The sequence below is a fragment of the Nocardia sp. CC227C genome (assembly GCF_030767025.1).
GTDB lineage: Bacteria > Actinomycetota > Actinomycetes > Mycobacteriales > Mycobacteriaceae > Nocardia.
In genome coordinates, this window is record NZ_JASITE010000008.1 from 226251 (window position 1) to 241938 (window position 15688).

Below are 15688 nucleotides of genomic sequence, written 5' to 3' on the forward strand. Positions count from 1 at the left end.
CGCCCAGCAACCTGGTTTGGGAGGGTTCAGCTAACGGTTCCCAATGATTACGTCTGCGAAATATGGGCCGGAATCGTGGTCGGTTTCCAAGCTGGCCTTGCCTTTTCGTAGGCGTCGATCTCATCGCAGCGGCGCAGAGTGAGACCGATGTCGTCCAGCCCTTCGAGCAGGCGCCACCTGGTGTAGTCATCAATATCGAACGGCAACACAACGGTTCCCGCGGTCACCGTGCGCGCCTCGAGGTCGGTCACCAATTCCAGGCCGGGCTGTTCCTCGAGCAACTTCCAGAGCAATTCGACATCGTTCTGTGACATTCGAGCGGCCACCAGACCGCCCTTGCCGGCGTTGCCCCGGAAGATGTCGGCGAAGCGGGAGGAGATCACGACCCGGAACCCGTAGTCCATGAGCGCCCAAACCGCGTGCTCTCGTGAGGATCCGGTACCGAAATCCGGACCGGCGACCAGGACACTACCCCGCTTGTAAGGGTCGGTGTTCAGAATGAAGTGCGGATCCGTTCGCCAGGCCGCGAACAGACCATCCTCGAATCCGGTTCGGGTGACGCGCTTCAGATACACGGCCGGGATGATCTGGTCGGTGTCGACGTTGGACCGGCGCAGCGGAACGCCGATCCCCTTGTGGACCTTGAAGGCTTCCATCGTTTACTCCTGAAGTCTGGTGAGAAGGGGCCGAATCGGTGCCGGATCAGTTCAGATCGGCCGGTGAGGACAGGGTTCCGCGCACCGCGGTGGCCGCCGCGACCAGCGGCGAGACCAGATGCGTGCGGCCACCCTTGCCCTGGCGGCCCTCGAAATTGCGGTTCGAGGTGGAGGCACAGCGCTGACCGGGCGACAGTTGGTCGGGATTCATGCCAAGGCACATCGAGCACCCGGCCTGCCGCCACTCCGCGCCGGCGGCGGTGAAAATCTCGCCCAGACCCTCCTTTTCCGCCTGCGCCCGCACCCGCATGGAACCCGGGACGATGAGCATCCGCACACCCGGCGCGACCGTGCGACCCTTCAGGACTTCCGCGACCGCGCGCAGGTCCTCGATCCGGCCATTGGTGCACGAACCCACGAAGACGGTGTCGACGCTGACCTCGCGCAGCGGCATCCCCGGGGTCAGATCCATGTAACGCAGCGCCTTCTCGGCCGCCTCGCGCTCGGACTCGTCGGGGATATCGGCCGGAACCGGCACGGTATCGCCCAGCGGCGACCCCTGACCCGGATTGGTGCCCCACGTGACGAAAGGTGTCAGCGTCGACGCGTCGATACGCACCTCGGCGTCGAAAACCGCGCCCTCATCGGTCTTCAGGTCCTCCCAGGCCGCCACGGCGGCATCCCAGTCCGCGCCCCGCGGGGCGTGCGGGCGGCCCTTCAGGAATTCGTAGGTCACCTCGTCGGGCGCGACCATGCCCGCCCGGGCACCCGCCTCGATCGACATGTTGCACATGGTCATCCGGGCCTCCATGGACATGGAGCGCACCGCCTCGCCGCGGTACTCCAGCACGTAGCCCTGACCGCCGCCGGTGCCGATCCGCGCGATGACCGCGAGAATGACGTCCTTGGAAGTCACGCCCGGCGGCAGCTGGCCGTCGATATCGATGGCCATGGTCTTGAACGGCCGCAGCGACAAGGTCTGCGTCGCCAGCACGTGTTCCACCTCGGAGGTGCCGATACCCATCGCCAGCGCGCCGAACGCGCCGTGCGTGGAGGTGTGCGAATCACCGCACACCACGGTGGTTCCCGGCTGGGTCAGTCCCAGCTGCGGTCCGACCACGTGCACGATGCCCTGGTCCAGATCGCCCATCGGGTGCAGCCGGATGCCGAATTCCGCGCAGTTGCGGCGCAGCGTCTCCACCTGGGTGCGCGACACCGGATCGGCGATCGGCTTGTCGATATCGATGGTCGGGACGTTGTGGTCCTCGGTGGCGATGGTGAGATCCGGGCGGCGCACCGGGCGGCCCGCCTGTCGGAGGCCGTCGAACGCCTGCGGACTGGTCACCTCGTGGACCAGGTGCAGGTCGATGTAGATGAGATCGGGTTCGCGCTGTTCGCCCTCACCCGCGCCGCGGACGACGACGTGCTGCTCCCAGACCTTCTCCGCCAGAGTGCGTGGCCGGTGGGCCATATCTCCATCACCTTTCGATAGACATCGCCGCGCCCGGGCTGGTGGCGCGGTCGTAGCGACTCGCGGGCCGTCGGGGAGTCGAGTTGCAATTCCCAACATACGAGACGCTAATATCGTTCTATGAGACAGCATAGCGGTATCGGGGTGCTCGACAAAGCCATGGCGGTGCTGACCGCCGTCGCCGAGCAACCCTGCGGCCTCAACGAGCTGTGCACCCGCACCGGCCTGCCCCGCGCCACCGCGCACCGGCTGGCCGTCGGCCTGGAGGTGCACCGGATGCTGGCCCGCGACAACCAGGGCCTGTGGCGACCCGGACCCGCGCTGTCGGAGCTGGCCACCACCGCCAGCGACCCCCTGCTCGACGCGGCCGCCACCATCCTGCCGCGCCTGCGCGAGATCACCGGGGAGAGCGTCCAGCTCTACCGCCGGGACGGCAATGCCCGCGTCTGCGTGGCGGCCATGGAACCGGCCGCGGGGCTGCGCGACACCGTGCCGATCGGGGCGCGCATGCCGCTCACCGCGGGTTCGGCCGCCAAGGTGCTGCTCGCCTGGGCCGACGCCGATCTACAGCGCACCGTGCTGGCCGACGCCGTCTTCGGCGAACGCGCCCTGGCCGAGGTCCGCCGCCGCGGCTGGGCACAGAGCGCCGCCGAGCGTGCGGCCGGGGTGGCGAGCGTATCGGCCCCGGTGCGCGACGCCGCGGGCGCGGTGGTCGCCGCCGTCTCGGTATCCGGACCCATCGACCGCATGGGCCGCCGCCCGGGCGCGCGCTGGGCCGCCGATCTGGTGGCCGCCGCCGAGGCCCTCCACAAGCGCCTCTGACGGGCGTTCGAGGCTCCGACGGGGGCGGGGGTGCGCGGCGGCCTCACAGCCGCCACAGCGCCCACAATCGCCTCTACGGGATCACCGGTCACACGACCGGTACCACCGCGCCAGCGGTGTGACCTGGCCCATACGCCGTAAAGTACAGTCGCCGCATGGGAGTTAACCAACGCGCCGCGATCGTGATGACAGACCAGGAGATCACCGATTTCCTCGCGCGCAGTCGCATCGCCACCCTGGCCACGCTCGGCCCCACGGGCATGCCGCACCTGACCGCCATGTGGTACGGCCTGATCGACGGCCAGATCTGGTTCGAGACCAAGGCGAAATCGCAGAAGGCCGTCAATCTGCGCCGCGATCCGCGGGTCACCGTGCTGGTCGAGGCCGGCGACACCTATGACCAGCTACGCGGTGTGTCCATCGAGGGACGGGCCGAAATCGTCGACGATCCCGAGGCGCTGTTCCGGGTCGGCGTCAGCGTGTGGGAGCGCTACACCGGGCCCTACAGCGAGGATATGAAGCCGTTCGTGGAGCAGATGCTGAACAAGCGCGTGGCGGTGCGCCTGGTGCCCGACCGGGTGCGCAGCTGGGATCACCGCAAACTCGGCATGCCCGCGATGCCCTTGGGCGGTTCAACCGCGAAAGCCTTGGACTGAGAATCTCATTCGGCACGCCCCGCGCGACACGAGAAAACAGTGAAAGGCCCCCAACCGAGGTTGGGGGCCTTTTCTTGTAGTCCCGACGGGATTTGAACCCGCGCTACCGCCTTGAGAGGGCGGCGTCCTAGGCCGCTAGACGACGGGACCAGGATGGTTGCGAACAACCGAGAGCTCCGGAAAGCTCCGCTGGGGTACCAGGACTCGAACCTAGAATGGCTGAACCAGAATCAGCTGTGTTGCCAATTACACCATACCCCAATGACCTGGGCGTTCGGTCGCTCCCTTGTGGGGCTCTCGACCTCGCTTCCGGCCGAGAAAGAGATTACCAAACGCCACCCGGTCAACCACAAATCGGCTGGTCAGACCCCCTGTTTCCGGTCATTTCGGGCCGCTGGCGGCCGGTGCGGCACGCAACCGGGCCATGGCGGTCTCCCGGCCGAGCAGCTCCAGGGACTCGTACAGCGGCGGGCTGATGTGCGATCCGGTGACCGCCACCCGCACGGGTGCGAACGCCTTGCGCGGTTTGAGACCGAGCCCGTCGATGAGCGCCTCCTTGAGCGCCGCCTCGATCGGGGCGGCGGTCCACTCGGAAACACCGTCCAGCGCGGAAATGGCCGCTTCCAGCACCGGAACGGCGTCGGGGCCGAGATTCTTTTGCGCGGCGGCCTCGTCGACGGTGAACTCGTCGGCCGGGACGAAAAGGAACTTCAATAGCTCCCAGGCGTCGCCGAGCACCACGATCCGGGTCTGCACGAGATCGGCCGCTATGGCGAACAGCTTGTCGTCCACCTCCGCGCCGATATGCCCGTGTTCGGTGAGGTAAGCGCGCAGCCGGTGAGCAAAGTCACCCGGTTCCAGCAAACGAATATGTTCGGCGTTGATCGCATCGGCCTTCTTCTGGTCGAAACGCGCCGGATTCGAATTCACTTTCGAAATATCGAACGCCGCCACCATCTCCGCCATGGAGAACACGTCATGATCATCGGCGATGCTCCAGCCGAGCAGCGCCAGATAATTCAGCAAACCCTCCGGAATGAACCCGCGGTCGCGGTGATGGAAGAGATTCGACTCCGGATCACGCTTCGACAGCTTCTTGTTCCCCTGCCCCATCACGAAGGGCAGATGGCCGAACTCCGGAGTGAACTCGGCGACCCCGATACGCCGCAGCGCCGCGTACAGCGCCAGCTGCCGCGGCGTGGACGACAGCAGATCCTCGCCGCGCAAGACGTGCGTGATCCGCATCATGGCGTCGTCGACCGGGTTCACCAGCGTATAGAGCGGATCGCCATTGCCGCGGGTGAGCGCGAAGTCCGGCACCACACCCGCCTTGAAGGTGGTCTCCCCGCGCACCAGATCGGTCCAGGTGAGGTCCTGGTCGGGCATGCGCAGCCGGATGACCGCCGGACGGCCCTCGGCCTTGTACGCGGCGATCTGCTCGGGGGTCAGGTCGCGGTCGAAGTTGTCGTAGCCCAGTTTCGGGTCGCGACCGGCGGCCTTGTGCCGGGCCTCCACTTCCTCAGGGGTGGAGAAGGATTCGTACGCCTCCCCCGCCTCCAGCAACCGGCGCACCACGTCCAGGTGGGTGTCCTTGCGCTGCGACTGCCGGTAGGGGCCGTAGGGCCCGCCGACCTCGGGGCCCTCGTCCCAGGTGAGGCCGAGCCAGCGCAGGGCGTCGAGAATCGCCTGGTAGCTCTCCTCGGAATCGCGTGCGGCGTCGGTGTCTTCGATACGGAAGACGAAGGTGCCGCCGGTGTGGCGCGCGAAGGCCCAGTTGAACAGGGCGGTGCGGACCAGGCCGACATGCGGCGTACCGGTGGGTGACGGGCAGAATCGGACCCGTACGTCGGTCCCGGCGGGCGGGGAGTGGGGGTGTGACATCAGCTCTTCTCTCGATCAGCGTTTGGTGGCAACGGGATTGGTGAGGGTGCCGATGCCCTCGACGGTCACGGACACGGTCTGCCCCTCCCGCACCGGCCCCACGCCCTCCGGCGTGCCGGTGAGGATGACATCGCCGGGCAGCAGGGTCATCACCGTGGACACCCACTCGATCAGCTTCGGGATATCGTGCAGCAGCAGCGATGTGCGGCTGCGCTGCTTCACCTCGCCGTCGAGTTCGGTGACGATCTCCAGATCCGATGGGTCCACCGAGGTTTCGATCCACGGCCCCAGCGGGCAGAAGGTGTCGTAGCCCTTGGCCCGGGTCCACTGGCCGTCGTGACGCTGCTGGTCACGGGCGGTGACGTCATTGGCGACGGTGTAGCCCAGAATCGCCGAGTGAGCCTTGGCGGCCGGGACGTTCTTGAAGACGCCGCCGATGACGATGGCCAGTTCGCCCTCGTAATCCACCTGAGAAGAGCTGGGCGGCAGGATGATCGGCAGGTTGGGGCCGACCACCGAGGTACTCGGCTTCATGAAGATGACCGGATCGGCCGGGGCCGGGCCGCCCATCTCCTCGGCGTGGGCCGCGTAGTTCTTGCCGATGCAGATCACCTTGCTCGGCAGGATGGGCGCGAGCAGCCGCACGTCGGCCAGCGGCCAACTGCGGCCGGTGAACGTCGGTGTACCGAACGGGTGTTCGGCGATTTCGCGGGCGACGGTGTCGCCGTCGTCTCCTTCGATGCTGACGAAAGCGACCCCATCGGGGCTGGCAACTCGACCTAGGCGCATGGGTCGCAGTCTATCGACCGGCCACCACCTGCCCGAACGCGCCCGACCGAGTGCCCGGGAGGGCGGCGGACGACCGGCGCGGGGGCGGCCGAGCCACCACCCGAGAGACCCGTCCCAGTATATGTGAAAAGACCCGTTACGCAACATAACTCGACCTGGCGAAGGGCGCTCGGAACGCCGCCGCGCCGGTGTGAGCAAACAGACAGCTCGCCACTGGAATCGACTTGCGCCACGGGTGTACCGTAAGCCTCGATGTCCAGAAAATAAGATTTTGATCCCAAATAATGAGACGCGAGGTGATGGCCGTGGCCACCGTGACCCGGATCGGCACGTCGAAACGGTGGTCCATGCTCGCGCTCGGCGTCTTCGCACAGGCATCCAGTGCGGTCTTCGTGCACGGCACCCCGTTCCTGCTGCCCGCCCTGACCGACCGCGGCCTGTCGCTGGCCGCGGCCGGTCTGCTGGTGTCCATGCCGACGGTGGGACTGGTGTGCACGCTCATCGCCTGGGGGTACGTGGTGGACCGCATCGGCGAACACCGCGTCCTGGTGGCGGGACCGGCGTTGATGCTGGTCGCGGGTGTGGCGGCGGCCACGGTCACCGACTACGCCGCGCTCGGCGCGCTGCTGTTCCTGGGCGGCATGGGCGCGGCCAGCACCAATGGCGCGAGCGGGCGGGTGATCGTGGGCTGGTTCCCGCCCGAGCGCCGCGGCCTGGCCATGGGCATCCGGCAGACGGCGCAGCCGCTGGGGGTGGGCATCGGCGCGCTGAGTATCCCCACCGTCGCTGCGGCACACGGATTCTCGACCGCCATCCTGGTTCCGGCCGTGATGGCGGGTCTGGCCGCCATCGGTTGCCTGTTCGGCATCATCGACCCGCCGCGTCCGGAACCCACAGGCGCACAGGGCCGCCCGGCCAACCCGTACCGGGGCGACACCACCCTGTCGCGCATCCATATCGTCTCGGTGCTGCTGGTCATCCCGCAGGCGGCGCTGTGGACCTTCGCACTGCTCTGGCTGCACCGCGATATCGGCTGGTCACTGCCGGTGGCCGGGGCGGTGGTCACCGCAACCCAACTCCTGGGCGCGGGCGGTCGCATCGGCGCGGGCATCTGGTCCGACCGGGTCGGCAGCCGGTTGCGGCCGCTGCGCACGGTGGCCGTCGCGGCCGTCATCTCCATGGCCGCCCTGGCCGTCACGGCCTGGCTGGAATGGTGGTGGCTGGCCGTCCCCATCATGTTCGCGGCCTCGGTCATCACCGTCTCGGACAATGGCCTCGCCTTCACCGCGGTCGCCGAGATCGCCGGACCGTATTGGAGCGGACGCGGTTTGGGCATCCAGAACACCGGCCAGAACCTGGCCTCGGCGGCCCTGGCCCCCACCTTCGGCGCGCTCATCACCGTCGCGGGCTTCCCCGCCGCCTACCTCCTGGCCGCCGTAATAGCCGTGGCGGCCGTCCCATTGGTCCCCGCCGACCCGAAATCAGGGGCCACACAGTGACTCCCGTGACTCCCGTGACACCGATACACGGAAGCGACCGATGGGACACACATCCACGCTGGTGATCCGCCCGCGCACATCACCCTCGGACAACCGAAACGCCCGCGCCGGAAAGGTCTTCCAGCACGGGCGTTTTCGAGGTTGATTTCGAGGTTGAAGCCACAATGCGAAGGGGGCCGCGATCAGCGGCCGCCGCAGCGCGAGAGCTCAGACCCGCCGATTCAGACGGAGGCGGCGATGCGGTCGCCCACCTCGACGGTGGAGGCGGGGGCGGTGCGGGCGGCGAGGTCCTTGGCGACGGCGGCCTCGATGCGGGCGGCGGCCTCGGCGTTGCCGAGATGGGCGAGCAGCAGGGAGACCGAGAGGATGGCGGCGGTGGGGTCGGCCTTGGACCGGCCCGCGATATCGGGGGCGCTGCCGTGCACCGGCTCGAACATGGACGGGTTGGCGCCGGAGGCGTCGATATTGCCGGAGGCGGCCAGGCCGATGCCGCCGGAGACGGCTGCGGCGAGGTCGGTGATGATGTCGCCGAACAGGTTGTCGGTGACGATCACGTCGAAGCGGCCCGGGTCGGTGACCATGTGGATGGTCGCGGCATCGATGTGCTGGTAGGCCAGTTCGATATCGGGGTACTCGACGGCGACCTCGTTCACGGTGCGCTGCCACAGCGAACCGGCGTAGGTGAGCACATTGTTCTTGTGCACCAGGGTGAGGTGCTGGCGGCGCTGCTTCGCCTTCTCGAAGGCGTAGCGCACCACGCGCTCGATGCCGAAGCGGGTGTTGGTGGAGACCTCGGTGGCCACCTCGTGCGGGGTGTTCACCCGGATCGCGCCGCCGGTGCCGGTGTAGGGGCCCTCGGTGCCCTCGCGCACCACCACGAAGTCGATCTCCGGATTCGCCGACAGCGGCGAGGTGACGCCCGGATACAGCTTGGACGGGCGCAGGTTCACGTGGTGGTCGAGTTCGAACCGGGTGCGCAGCAGCAGTCCGCGCTCGAGCACGCCGCTGGGCACCGACGGGTCGCCGATCGCGCCGAGCAGTATGGCGTCGTGCTGCTTCAGCTCCGGCAGCACGGAGTCCGGCAGGATCTCCCCGGTCGCATGGAATCGCTTGGCACCCAGGTCGTATTCGGTCTTCTCGACACCCGGCACCACCACGTCGAGCACCTTGAGTGCCTCGGCGATGACCTCGGGACCGATACCGTCGCCCGGGATGACAGCGAGTTTCATGAACATTGCTCCGTTCGGATATGACGCCCGTGAGTTGCGCTCCGCCGTGCCGGCGGGCGGAGTGATCCACGGGCCACGATAGCGGGTGGCTGCCCGGAGTCCGACGGCAGGGCGAGCACGTCTCATTGGCTGGGATGAGACAGGTGCAGGTCGCGATGGGGAACTCCCAAGAAGTGAGATCACGACCGGCGAGCTTGCACCTCCATACAGCGCACCGCGCCCCCGCCGCGAGCGCGGCGGGGGCGCGGGAGCATCGGCGACATCCGACTCGCGACGACCCGGAAGCCAGCCGGGTACACCCGACAGGTCCCGGACGGCCCGGCGGCTCAGCTCAGGTCGACCTGCGCGACCTTGGCCGCGCCGACGGCCTCGGCGATGGACGCCTGCACCTCGGCCGGAACCTCCTGGTTGACGCGCAGCACGACGGTCGCGCCTTCCTTGTCGAGATCCTGGGTGAGCTGCGCGGCGAGGATGTCGATCCCGGCCTCGCCCAGCTTGCCGGCCAGGCGGCCGAGCTGACCCGGGCGGTCCTCGTAGTTGAGGACGGCCAGGTTGAGGCCCTCGGCGCGCATGTCGTAGTTGCGGCCGTTGATATTGACGATCTTCTGGACCTGCTGCGGCTCGGTCAGGGTGCCCGCCACATTCAGGGTGCGACCGTCGCCGAAGACGGCGCGCAGGTCGACCAGGCTGCGGTGGGTCGGGCTCTCGGTATGGGTGGTGACCGCGGCTTCCAGGCCGCGGTCCTTGGCCAGCGAAGGCGCGTTGACGAAGGTGACCGCGTCCTCGATGAGCGCCGAGAACACCCCGCGCAGCGCCGAGAGCTCCAGCACCGCAACATCATCGGCGGCGAGCTCGCCGCGCACCTGAACCTCCAGGCTGACCGGCAGCTCGTCGGCGAGCGCACCGAGCAGCGCGCCCTGCTTGCGCACGATCTCCAGCCAGGGGGCGACCTCGTCGGTGACCGAGCCGCCGGTGACATTGACCGCGCCGGGCACGAACTCACCGGCGAGGGCGAGCTGCACGGACTTGGCCACATCGGTGCCGGCGCGGTCCTGCGCCTCGGCGGTGGAGGCGCCCAGGTGCGGGGTCACCACGACCTGCGGCAGCCCGAACAGCGGGCTGTCGGTGCAGGGTTCGGTCTCGAACACGTCGATTCCGGCGGCGCGCACGTGGCCGGAGGCGATGGCGTCGGCCAGGGCCTGCTCGTCGATCAGGCCGCCGCGGGCGGCGTTGACGATGATGACGCCCTTCTTGGTCTTGGCGATCGTCTCGGCATTGAGCATGCCCTTGGTCTCGGGCGTCTTCGGCAGGTGGATGGAGATGAAGTCGGCGCGCTCGAGCACCTCGTCCAGGCTCACCAGTTCGATGCCGAGCTGCGCGGCCCGGGCCGGGGAGGTGTAGGGGTCGTACGCGATGATCTTGGTTTCGAAGGCGGCGAGGCGCTGCGCGAACAGCTGCCCGATCCGGCCCAGGCCGATGACGCCCACGGTCTTGCCGAGGATCTCGACGCCGTTGAACTTGCTGCGCTGCCAGGTGTGCTCGCGCAGGGTGGCGTCGGCGGCCGGGATCTGGCGGGCGGCGGCCAGCAGCAGGGTGACGGCGTGCTCGGCGGCGGTGTGGATATTGGAGGTCGGCGCGTTGACGACCATGACACCGCGCTCGGTGGCGGCCGGGACGTCGACATTGTCGAGGCCCACGCCCGCGCGGGCGACGATCTGCAGCTTCTTGCCGGCCTCGAGCACCTCGGCGTCGACGGTGGTGGCGGAGCGCACCAGCAGCGCGTCGGCCTCGGGCACGGCGGCGAGCAGCTCGGCCCGGTTGGGTCCGTCGACCCAGCGAACCTCGACGCCGTCACCGAGCGCGTCGACGGTCGACTGGGCGAGCTTGTCGGCGATCAGAACTACAGGACGGCCTGCTTGGCTCACTGGGGGTACTCCTGGAGGAATGGGGTCGGCATTTTCGCGGCCCAGCTTAATGGGCGCGATTTCGGGTGGGCTTACCGCCTGGTAGGCGGGCGCCTTCACCACGGCGAGCGGGGACTTCCCACTGAGCGGGACTTTCTAGGTCAATTGTCCAGATTCACCGCGCCGGACGCCCGGCCCGGTTACGGTGCCGCGCATGTCTCGCAGATTGCTGGCGGCCGCCGCACTGGCCGCCCTCCCCTCGCCGCCGCGGCTCCGGCCACGGCCGCACCGACCGCGAACAAGGTCGTCGTCATCGGCATCGACGGCACACTGTGGAGTGAGGTGCGCGCCGCGCAGGCCCCGAACCTGGGCCGCCTGGCCGCCGAGGGCACCCTCGCCCGCACCTCCATCGCCCCGCACACCACCATGTCGTGCGTGTCGTGGGCGACCGCGCTGACCGGCGTGTGGGATACCAAGCACGGCATCCAGGACAACGGATCCACCTGCAACCCCGCACCTTTCGCGGCGTACCCGACCGTGTTCACCCAGGTGGAGCGGACCCGGCCGGAACTGGCGACGGCATCCGTCGGAACCTGGGACAAGATCGGCATGATCGCGCGCACCGGCGATCCGAAGGCCGACCGGGTGGAGGTCACGCAGTTGGATCCGACCGGGGCGGGCATCTGCGAGACGACGGCCGACGCGAACGCGACCGCGGGCGTGGTCTCCGCCGTCGAGGACGGCACGGATCTGGTGTTCACCCACCTGGATCAGGTGGACATCGTGGGCCATACGCTGCGCGGTATCTGGCCGCAGGCGTACCGCGACGCCATCGGCCGGGCGGACGCCCTGGTCGGCGAGATCACCGCGGCGGTCGACGCCCGCGCCGCCGCGCATCCGAACGAGCGCTGGACGATTCTGGTCACCACCGACCACGGCCACAAGCCGGACGGCGGGCACGGCGGCCAGAGCGCTTACGAGACGGCCAGCTTCGTGATCGCACGCGGGGCGGGCTTCGCGGCGGGCGTGGAGTACAACGGCTACACGCTGGCCGACATCACCCCGACCGTGCTGGATCTGCTCGACATCCCGGCGCCCGGGAACCTCGACGGCGCGTCGATGCTGTCGGGCGGCTCGGGCGACCCGTCGGCACCGACGCCCGATACGCCGCCGGTCGACTCCGGCATCACCGGATCGTCCTCGGGGTCGGCGCAGGCCGCCCTGGTGAACAACCCGCTGTGCATCCTGGGCAGCGGCTCGGCCAGCGGCTCCGCGAGCGGATCGTTCGACAAGTAGGCAAGAAACGCGAAAAGCCGACCTCAGGGCTGCGGATCCCGAGGTCGGCTTTCGAAGTCGACTAATTCGACGTCAGATTCAGCCGCCGAACGAGCCGGTCCACAGGGTGTCCAGGATACCGTGCAGCGCGGCGCTGCCGGTGGTGAGCAGGCCGTTGAGAGCAGCGGAACCGGTGTCGATAATAACGGGGATCATGGGATACCTCTCCTTGCGAATTCCCAATTGAACTTCTGACGCTGAGCATATCGGGCGGATTTTTGGAGCCGTTACCGCGGTTTACGACTATGTGATATGGGCAACAAGAAGTAACATCGTGTGTGCGCGGTCATATGGTCCTCATTGGGGATTCATATCACGGAACTATCACGCACAGCCGACACAAGTCTTCAAGCCCCGAAAACCGGTGGCACCGCGCCACCGCCCGGCGCTAGCCTCACCGTCCATGACCCTGCGCGCGATCCCCGCCTCCATGGACCCCGCGGTGGTCGCCACGATCGACGGCGAACTGGACCGGATCGAGCGCGACCACCGGGTCGGCGTGCGGCTGGCCATCGAAAGCGGCAGCCGGGCTTGGGGTTTCCCGTCCCCCGACTCCGACTATGCCTGCCGGTTCGTCTACGTCGCGCATCTGGACGACTACCTGACGCCGTGGCGCGGCCGCGATGTCATCGAGACGCCGCTGATCGGCGTGCTCGATGTGAACGGCTGGGAGCTGGCCAAGGCGCTGCGCCTGCTGGTGGCGGGCAACGCGGTGCTCGTCGAATGGCTGATGTCGCCGATCGTGTATCGCGGAGACGCCGAATTCCGGGACGAACTCCGCGCATTGGCACACACCGTGGCGGACCGGAATCGAATCGCCATGCATTATCTGCACCTGGGCAGGAGACAATGGCGGCTGTTCGATTCGAATCGGTCGCTGAAGAAGGTGTTCTATTCCCTGCGCCCGGCGATGGCATTGCGCTGGCTGTACGAGCACCCGAATGCGGCGGTCGCGCCCATGCATATGCCGACCTTGCTCGAACAATGCGAATTGCCGAGCGATTTCACCGGCGCGGTCCACGAATTGACCGAGCTGAAGTCACGGACGCGGGAAATGGGAACCGGAGCGGTGCCGACCCCCATCGCCGATTTCATCACGGCCGAATTCGACCGGGCGGCGAACGGATTCAGCCGGGAGCGCGACCGCGACCTGGGCCGGGCGCACGCCCTGACCGCCGAGTTCTTCAGGCGTCAGGCGCTGCGATGACGTGGGTGGCCTCCGGGCCGGGTTTGGTGCGCCGCCACTCGAACTCGACCCGCTGGCCCTCCTCCAGCCAGCGGAAACCCTCCCCGTCGATGGCGGTGTACTCGACATAGACGTCCGGACCGCTGTCGTCGGGGGTGATGAAACCGAAGCCCTTCAAGCTGTCGAACCACTTCACCGTGCCGCGAGCCATTCCCATTCTTTCTCGACCATCGCAGGGACTTGGAGGGCCGCGGCCCCGCCCGCGCCCGACTAAGCGTGGCATGCGACCTCGCGGCGAACAACCGGCGGGTGCCACTTCGAGAAGACCCGCTGACACGACCTGGTCCGGCGGCGACAATGGTGGGGCCGACGCGACCCCGTCCGAGGGCCGGCGACCGCCGTCCCCGCGTGTCGAACGGCGCGAACCGAGGGACGGGCTCGGCGATCGCCGCTAAGGAGTTCCGTTGGTGAGCAAGAACCGACTGCTGAGCGGTCTGGCGGGCCGGTTCGCCGGGCTGACAGCTACCAGTCTGCCCATACCGGCTCCGGCCGAAACCATTGCCGCGCGACGGCACTTCTTCGGCGAGGCGGTCGATCCCGGCACCGGCGAGGTGAGCCCGGATCGGGTGCTGGCGGCCTGGTTCGGCTGCGCGGGATTCGCGATCGCCATGGGCGGCACCGTCTTTCTGCTCGACGCCTGGGTGCCGCGCGGACTGACCTCGAACTACGTCCCCACCACACCGACCCAGCTGGCGGCGCTGCGCCCCGAGGCCATCTTCATCGGCCACGGGCATTTCGACCACGCGGCCGACGCCGGGCCGATCGCCCAGGCCAGCGGCGCGACGGTGTACGGCACGGCCGAACACTGCGCGGCCATCCGCAAGCAGGTCGCATTCAAGGCCGAATTCGCCTGTGTGGAACTGGGTTCCGCCGACTCCGGACCCGGCGACCGCTACGACTTCCCGCTGCTGCCCGGACTGGAGGTGACCGCCGTGCGCCACCTGCACTCCGCACCCACCCGCCGCGGCCCGACCTCATCGGCCCGCGTCTGCCCCGCCCCGTGCCTCGGTGACATCCGCACCCACCGCCCGACCCTGGCCGATGCCACCCACCTCGTCCGTCATCTCGCCGCGGCGGAGGGCGGCACCCTGCTCTACCAGTTCCGCACCGCCGACTTCACGCTCACCTGGCACGATTCGTCCGGCCCGCTGCTGGACCGCGCGCCCGAGGTGCTCGAGGCGCTGCGCGCACTGCTCGCCTCGGACGTGCACATCGGCGCGATCCAGGGCTTCAACCAGTTCACCAACGGCTTGCGCGACCCCCGCAGCTACGTGGAGGCGTTGCGCCCCGACATCTTCGTACCGAATCACCACGACAACTGGCTTCCGCTCATCACCGCCCGCGGTGCGGCGTTCCGGACGCCGCTGCACGCGGAGCTGGCGAAACTGCCCGCGGCCACCCGCCCGGAAATCCGCATGCTGACGGATCCCGACGACTATGTCTCCTGCGCGCGAATGACCTTCAATTAATCGTTCCCCGCAGTGGATTTCGATCACATACCGACCGCCGAGCACGTAGCCTCCACGGCTATGTGGAGTATCGTCGCCATTTCCATCGTCGCCGTCATCATCATCGGGCTGGGATTCGCGGTGGGGCTACCGCGCGATTGATTCCCCGTTCCCCGCCCCGATCCGGTCAGTCGCGGTATATCGCTACGTAAGCGTTCGTGACTGTCCCGAGACTGGTGGGCCCCAAGCATGTGGCCGTGCCCTGGCCGGAGGGAGCGAAGGAACCTCCCCAGGAACCCCGGTACGGTCCGATTGCCATGAGCGGGAACGCATTCGGTACGCCGTGCAGGCCGAAGCACTCGACGATCAGCGTGTACTCCCGCCCGGCAGGCGCGTCGACATCGTGGCATGTCGCCGTCGCGCCGACCAGGTCCCGCGTGACGGTGCAGTCCTGCGGTGCGGCCTGGGCTGTACCGGAGCCGAAGACGGTGGCGAAGCCCGCGAGCATGACGGCTCCTACCATGAATCGGGGGGCGGCGATCGCGGCTTGCCTCATTCGGAATCCTTTCGAAGGGTCATCGGTTCATCGGCCGCGGGGACCGATCGGTTACGACGGAGCAGTGGCGTGATGAGGGTTTCGGCCACGGCGGCAATTACGCTCATACCCACGTTCCCGAGTGGAAAACATGATCAATCGCTGCGCTTCGCCGTCGCGCGCAGCGCTTGGGACGCCGAAAGTCATCGAATCACAC

At 68.1% G+C, this 15688-nt stretch carries 14 protein-coding genes and 2 tRNA genes; 6 read left to right on the top strand and 10 right to left on the bottom strand.

Features of this window, described 5'->3' with window-relative positions; translation table 11 throughout:
* Window positions 1-47: 47 nt before the first annotated feature.
* Window positions 48-656, bottom strand: coding sequence for a 3-isopropylmalate dehydratase small subunit (leuD, locus tag QMO76_RS18530; protein ID WP_306362567.1), 609 nt, complete (start codon window positions 654-656; stop codon window positions 48-50).
* 46 nt (window positions 657-702) lie between these two features.
* Complete coding sequence (gene leuC, locus QMO76_RS18535) at window positions 703-2127, bottom strand: 3-isopropylmalate dehydratase large subunit (RefSeq protein ID WP_306362568.1); 1425 nt, start codon at window positions 2125-2127, stop codon at window positions 703-705.
* A 120-nt stretch (window positions 2128-2247) separates the two neighbouring features.
* Here leuC and QMO76_RS18540 point away from each other — a divergent pair, with 120 nt between their 5' ends.
* Together QMO76_RS18540 and QMO76_RS18545 are read left to right on the top strand one after the other, a co-directional pair.
* On the top strand, window positions 2248-2949 hold the full coding sequence (locus QMO76_RS18540; protein ID WP_306362569.1) for an IclR family transcriptional regulator: 702 nt from the start codon (window positions 2248-2250) through the stop codon (window positions 2947-2949).
* A gap of 155 nt (window positions 2950-3104) precedes the next feature.
* Complete coding sequence (locus tag QMO76_RS18545; protein ID WP_306362570.1) at window positions 3105-3605, top strand: pyridoxamine 5'-phosphate oxidase family protein; 501 nt, start codon at window positions 3105-3107, stop codon at window positions 3603-3605.
* 77 nt (window positions 3606-3682) lie between these two features.
* On the opposite strand, the gene QMO76_RS18550 is transcribed toward QMO76_RS18545, so the two are convergent.
* The 4 genes from QMO76_RS18550 to QMO76_RS18565 form a co-directional block, all read right to left on the bottom strand.
* Window positions 3683-3755, bottom strand: a tRNA-Glu gene (locus QMO76_RS18550).
* A 39-nt stretch (window positions 3756-3794) separates the two neighbouring features.
* A tRNA-Gln gene (locus QMO76_RS18555) sits at window positions 3795-3866 on the bottom strand.
* A 120-nt stretch (window positions 3867-3986) separates the two neighbouring features.
* Window positions 3987-5486 carry a glutamate--tRNA ligase gene (gene gltX, locus QMO76_RS18560; RefSeq protein WP_306362571.1) on the bottom strand — a complete coding sequence of 500 codons (1500 nt, stop codon included), beginning with the start codon at window positions 5484-5486 and terminating at the stop codon, window positions 3987-3989.
* A 15-nt stretch (window positions 5487-5501) separates the two neighbouring features.
* Entirely contained in the window at window positions 5502-6275 is a 774-nt protein-coding gene (locus tag QMO76_RS18565; protein WP_306362572.1) for a fumarylacetoacetate hydrolase family protein, read from the bottom strand.
* A gap of 347 nt (window positions 6276-6622) precedes the next feature.
* Here QMO76_RS18565 and QMO76_RS18570 point away from each other — a divergent pair, with 347 nt between their 5' ends.
* Window positions 6623-7774 (top strand): MFS transporter, encoded by a 1152-nt coding sequence (locus QMO76_RS18570; RefSeq protein WP_372342016.1) that lies wholly within the window; start codon window positions 6623-6625, stop codon window positions 7772-7774.
* A 221-nt stretch (window positions 7775-7995) separates the two neighbouring features.
* Here QMO76_RS18570 and QMO76_RS18575 read toward each other — a convergent pair whose 3' ends face one another.
* Window positions 7996-9003, bottom strand: a complete 1008-nt coding sequence (locus QMO76_RS18575) for a 3-isopropylmalate dehydrogenase (RefSeq protein WP_306362574.1) — start codon at window positions 9001-9003, stop codon at window positions 7996-7998.
* Between the two features lie 326 nt (window positions 9004-9329).
* Window positions 9330-10928, bottom strand: a complete 1599-nt coding sequence (gene serA, locus QMO76_RS18580) for a phosphoglycerate dehydrogenase (protein ID WP_306362575.1) — start codon at window positions 10926-10928, stop codon at window positions 9330-9332.
* A 144-nt stretch (window positions 10929-11072) separates the two neighbouring features.
* Between serA and QMO76_RS18585 the strand changes: the two genes are divergently transcribed.
* Window positions 11073-12203, top strand: coding sequence for an alkaline phosphatase family protein (locus QMO76_RS18585; protein WP_306362576.1), 1131 nt, complete (start codon window positions 11073-11075; stop codon window positions 12201-12203).
* 442 nt (window positions 12204-12645) lie between these two features.
* A complete protein-coding gene (locus QMO76_RS18590) occupies window positions 12646-13449 on the top strand; it encodes a nucleotidyltransferase domain-containing protein (RefSeq protein WP_306362577.1) in 804 nt (267 codons plus the stop codon).
* Here QMO76_RS18590 and QMO76_RS18595 read toward each other — a convergent pair.
* Window positions 13427-13639 carry a cold-shock protein gene (locus tag QMO76_RS18595; protein WP_306362578.1) on the bottom strand — a complete coding sequence of 71 codons (213 nt, stop codon included), beginning with the start codon at window positions 13637-13639 and terminating at the stop codon, window positions 13427-13429. The two genes, QMO76_RS18590 and QMO76_RS18595, sit on opposite strands and share 23 nt — an antisense overlap.
* Window positions 13640-13895: 256 nt before the next feature.
* Between QMO76_RS18595 and QMO76_RS18600 the strand changes: the two genes are divergently transcribed.
* The gene (locus QMO76_RS18600) at window positions 13896-14957 is read left to right on the top strand and encodes an MBL fold metallo-hydrolase (RefSeq protein WP_306362579.1); all 1062 of its coding nucleotides are present in this window, start codon (window positions 13896-13898) and stop codon (window positions 14955-14957) included.
* Window positions 14958-15123: 166 nt separating this feature from the next.
* On the opposite strand, the gene QMO76_RS18605 is transcribed toward QMO76_RS18600, so the two are convergent.
* Window positions 15124-15492, bottom strand: a complete 369-nt coding sequence (locus QMO76_RS18605) for a hypothetical protein (protein ID WP_306362581.1) — start codon at window positions 15490-15492, stop codon at window positions 15124-15126.
* Window positions 15493-15688 lie beyond the last annotated feature (196 nt).

Coding starts and splice junctions, on each gene's coding strand:
- QMO76_RS18570 (WP_372342016.1), top strand. CDS start 6,623: ATGCTCGCGCTCGGCGTCTTCGCACAGGCATCCAGTGCGGTCTTCGTG.
- QMO76_RS18540 (WP_306362569.1), top strand. CDS start 2,248: ATGAGACAGCATAGCGGTATCGGGGTGCTCGACAAAGCCATGGCGGTG.
- QMO76_RS18590 (WP_306362577.1), top strand. CDS start 12,646: ATGACCCTGCGCGCGATCCCCGCCTCCATGGACCCCGCGGTGGTCGCC.
- leuC (WP_306362568.1), bottom strand. CDS start 2,127: ATGGCCCACCGGCCACGCACTCTGGCGGAGAAGGTCTGGGAGCAGCAC.
- QMO76_RS18605 (WP_306362581.1), bottom strand. CDS start 15,492: ATGAGGCAAGCCGCGATCGCCGCCCCCCGATTCATGGTAGGAGCCGTC.
- QMO76_RS18595 (WP_306362578.1), bottom strand. CDS start 13,639: ATGGCTCGCGGCACGGTGAAGTGGTTCGACAGCTTGAAGGGCTTCGGT.
- QMO76_RS18565 (WP_306362572.1), bottom strand. CDS start 6,275: ATGCGCCTAGGTCGAGTTGCCAGCCCCGATGGGGTCGCTTTCGTCAGC.
- leuD (WP_306362567.1), bottom strand. CDS start 656: ATGGAAGCCTTCAAGGTCCACAAGGGGATCGGCGTTCCGCTGCGCCGG.
- QMO76_RS18575 (WP_306362574.1), bottom strand. CDS start 9,003: ATGAAACTCGCTGTCATCCCGGGCGACGGTATCGGTCCCGAGGTCATC.
- QMO76_RS18545 (WP_306362570.1), top strand. CDS start 3,105: ATGGGAGTTAACCAACGCGCCGCGATCGTGATGACAGACCAGGAGATC.
- gltX (WP_306362571.1), bottom strand. CDS start 5,486: ATGTCACACCCCCACTCCCCGCCCGCCGGGACCGACGTACGGGTCCGA.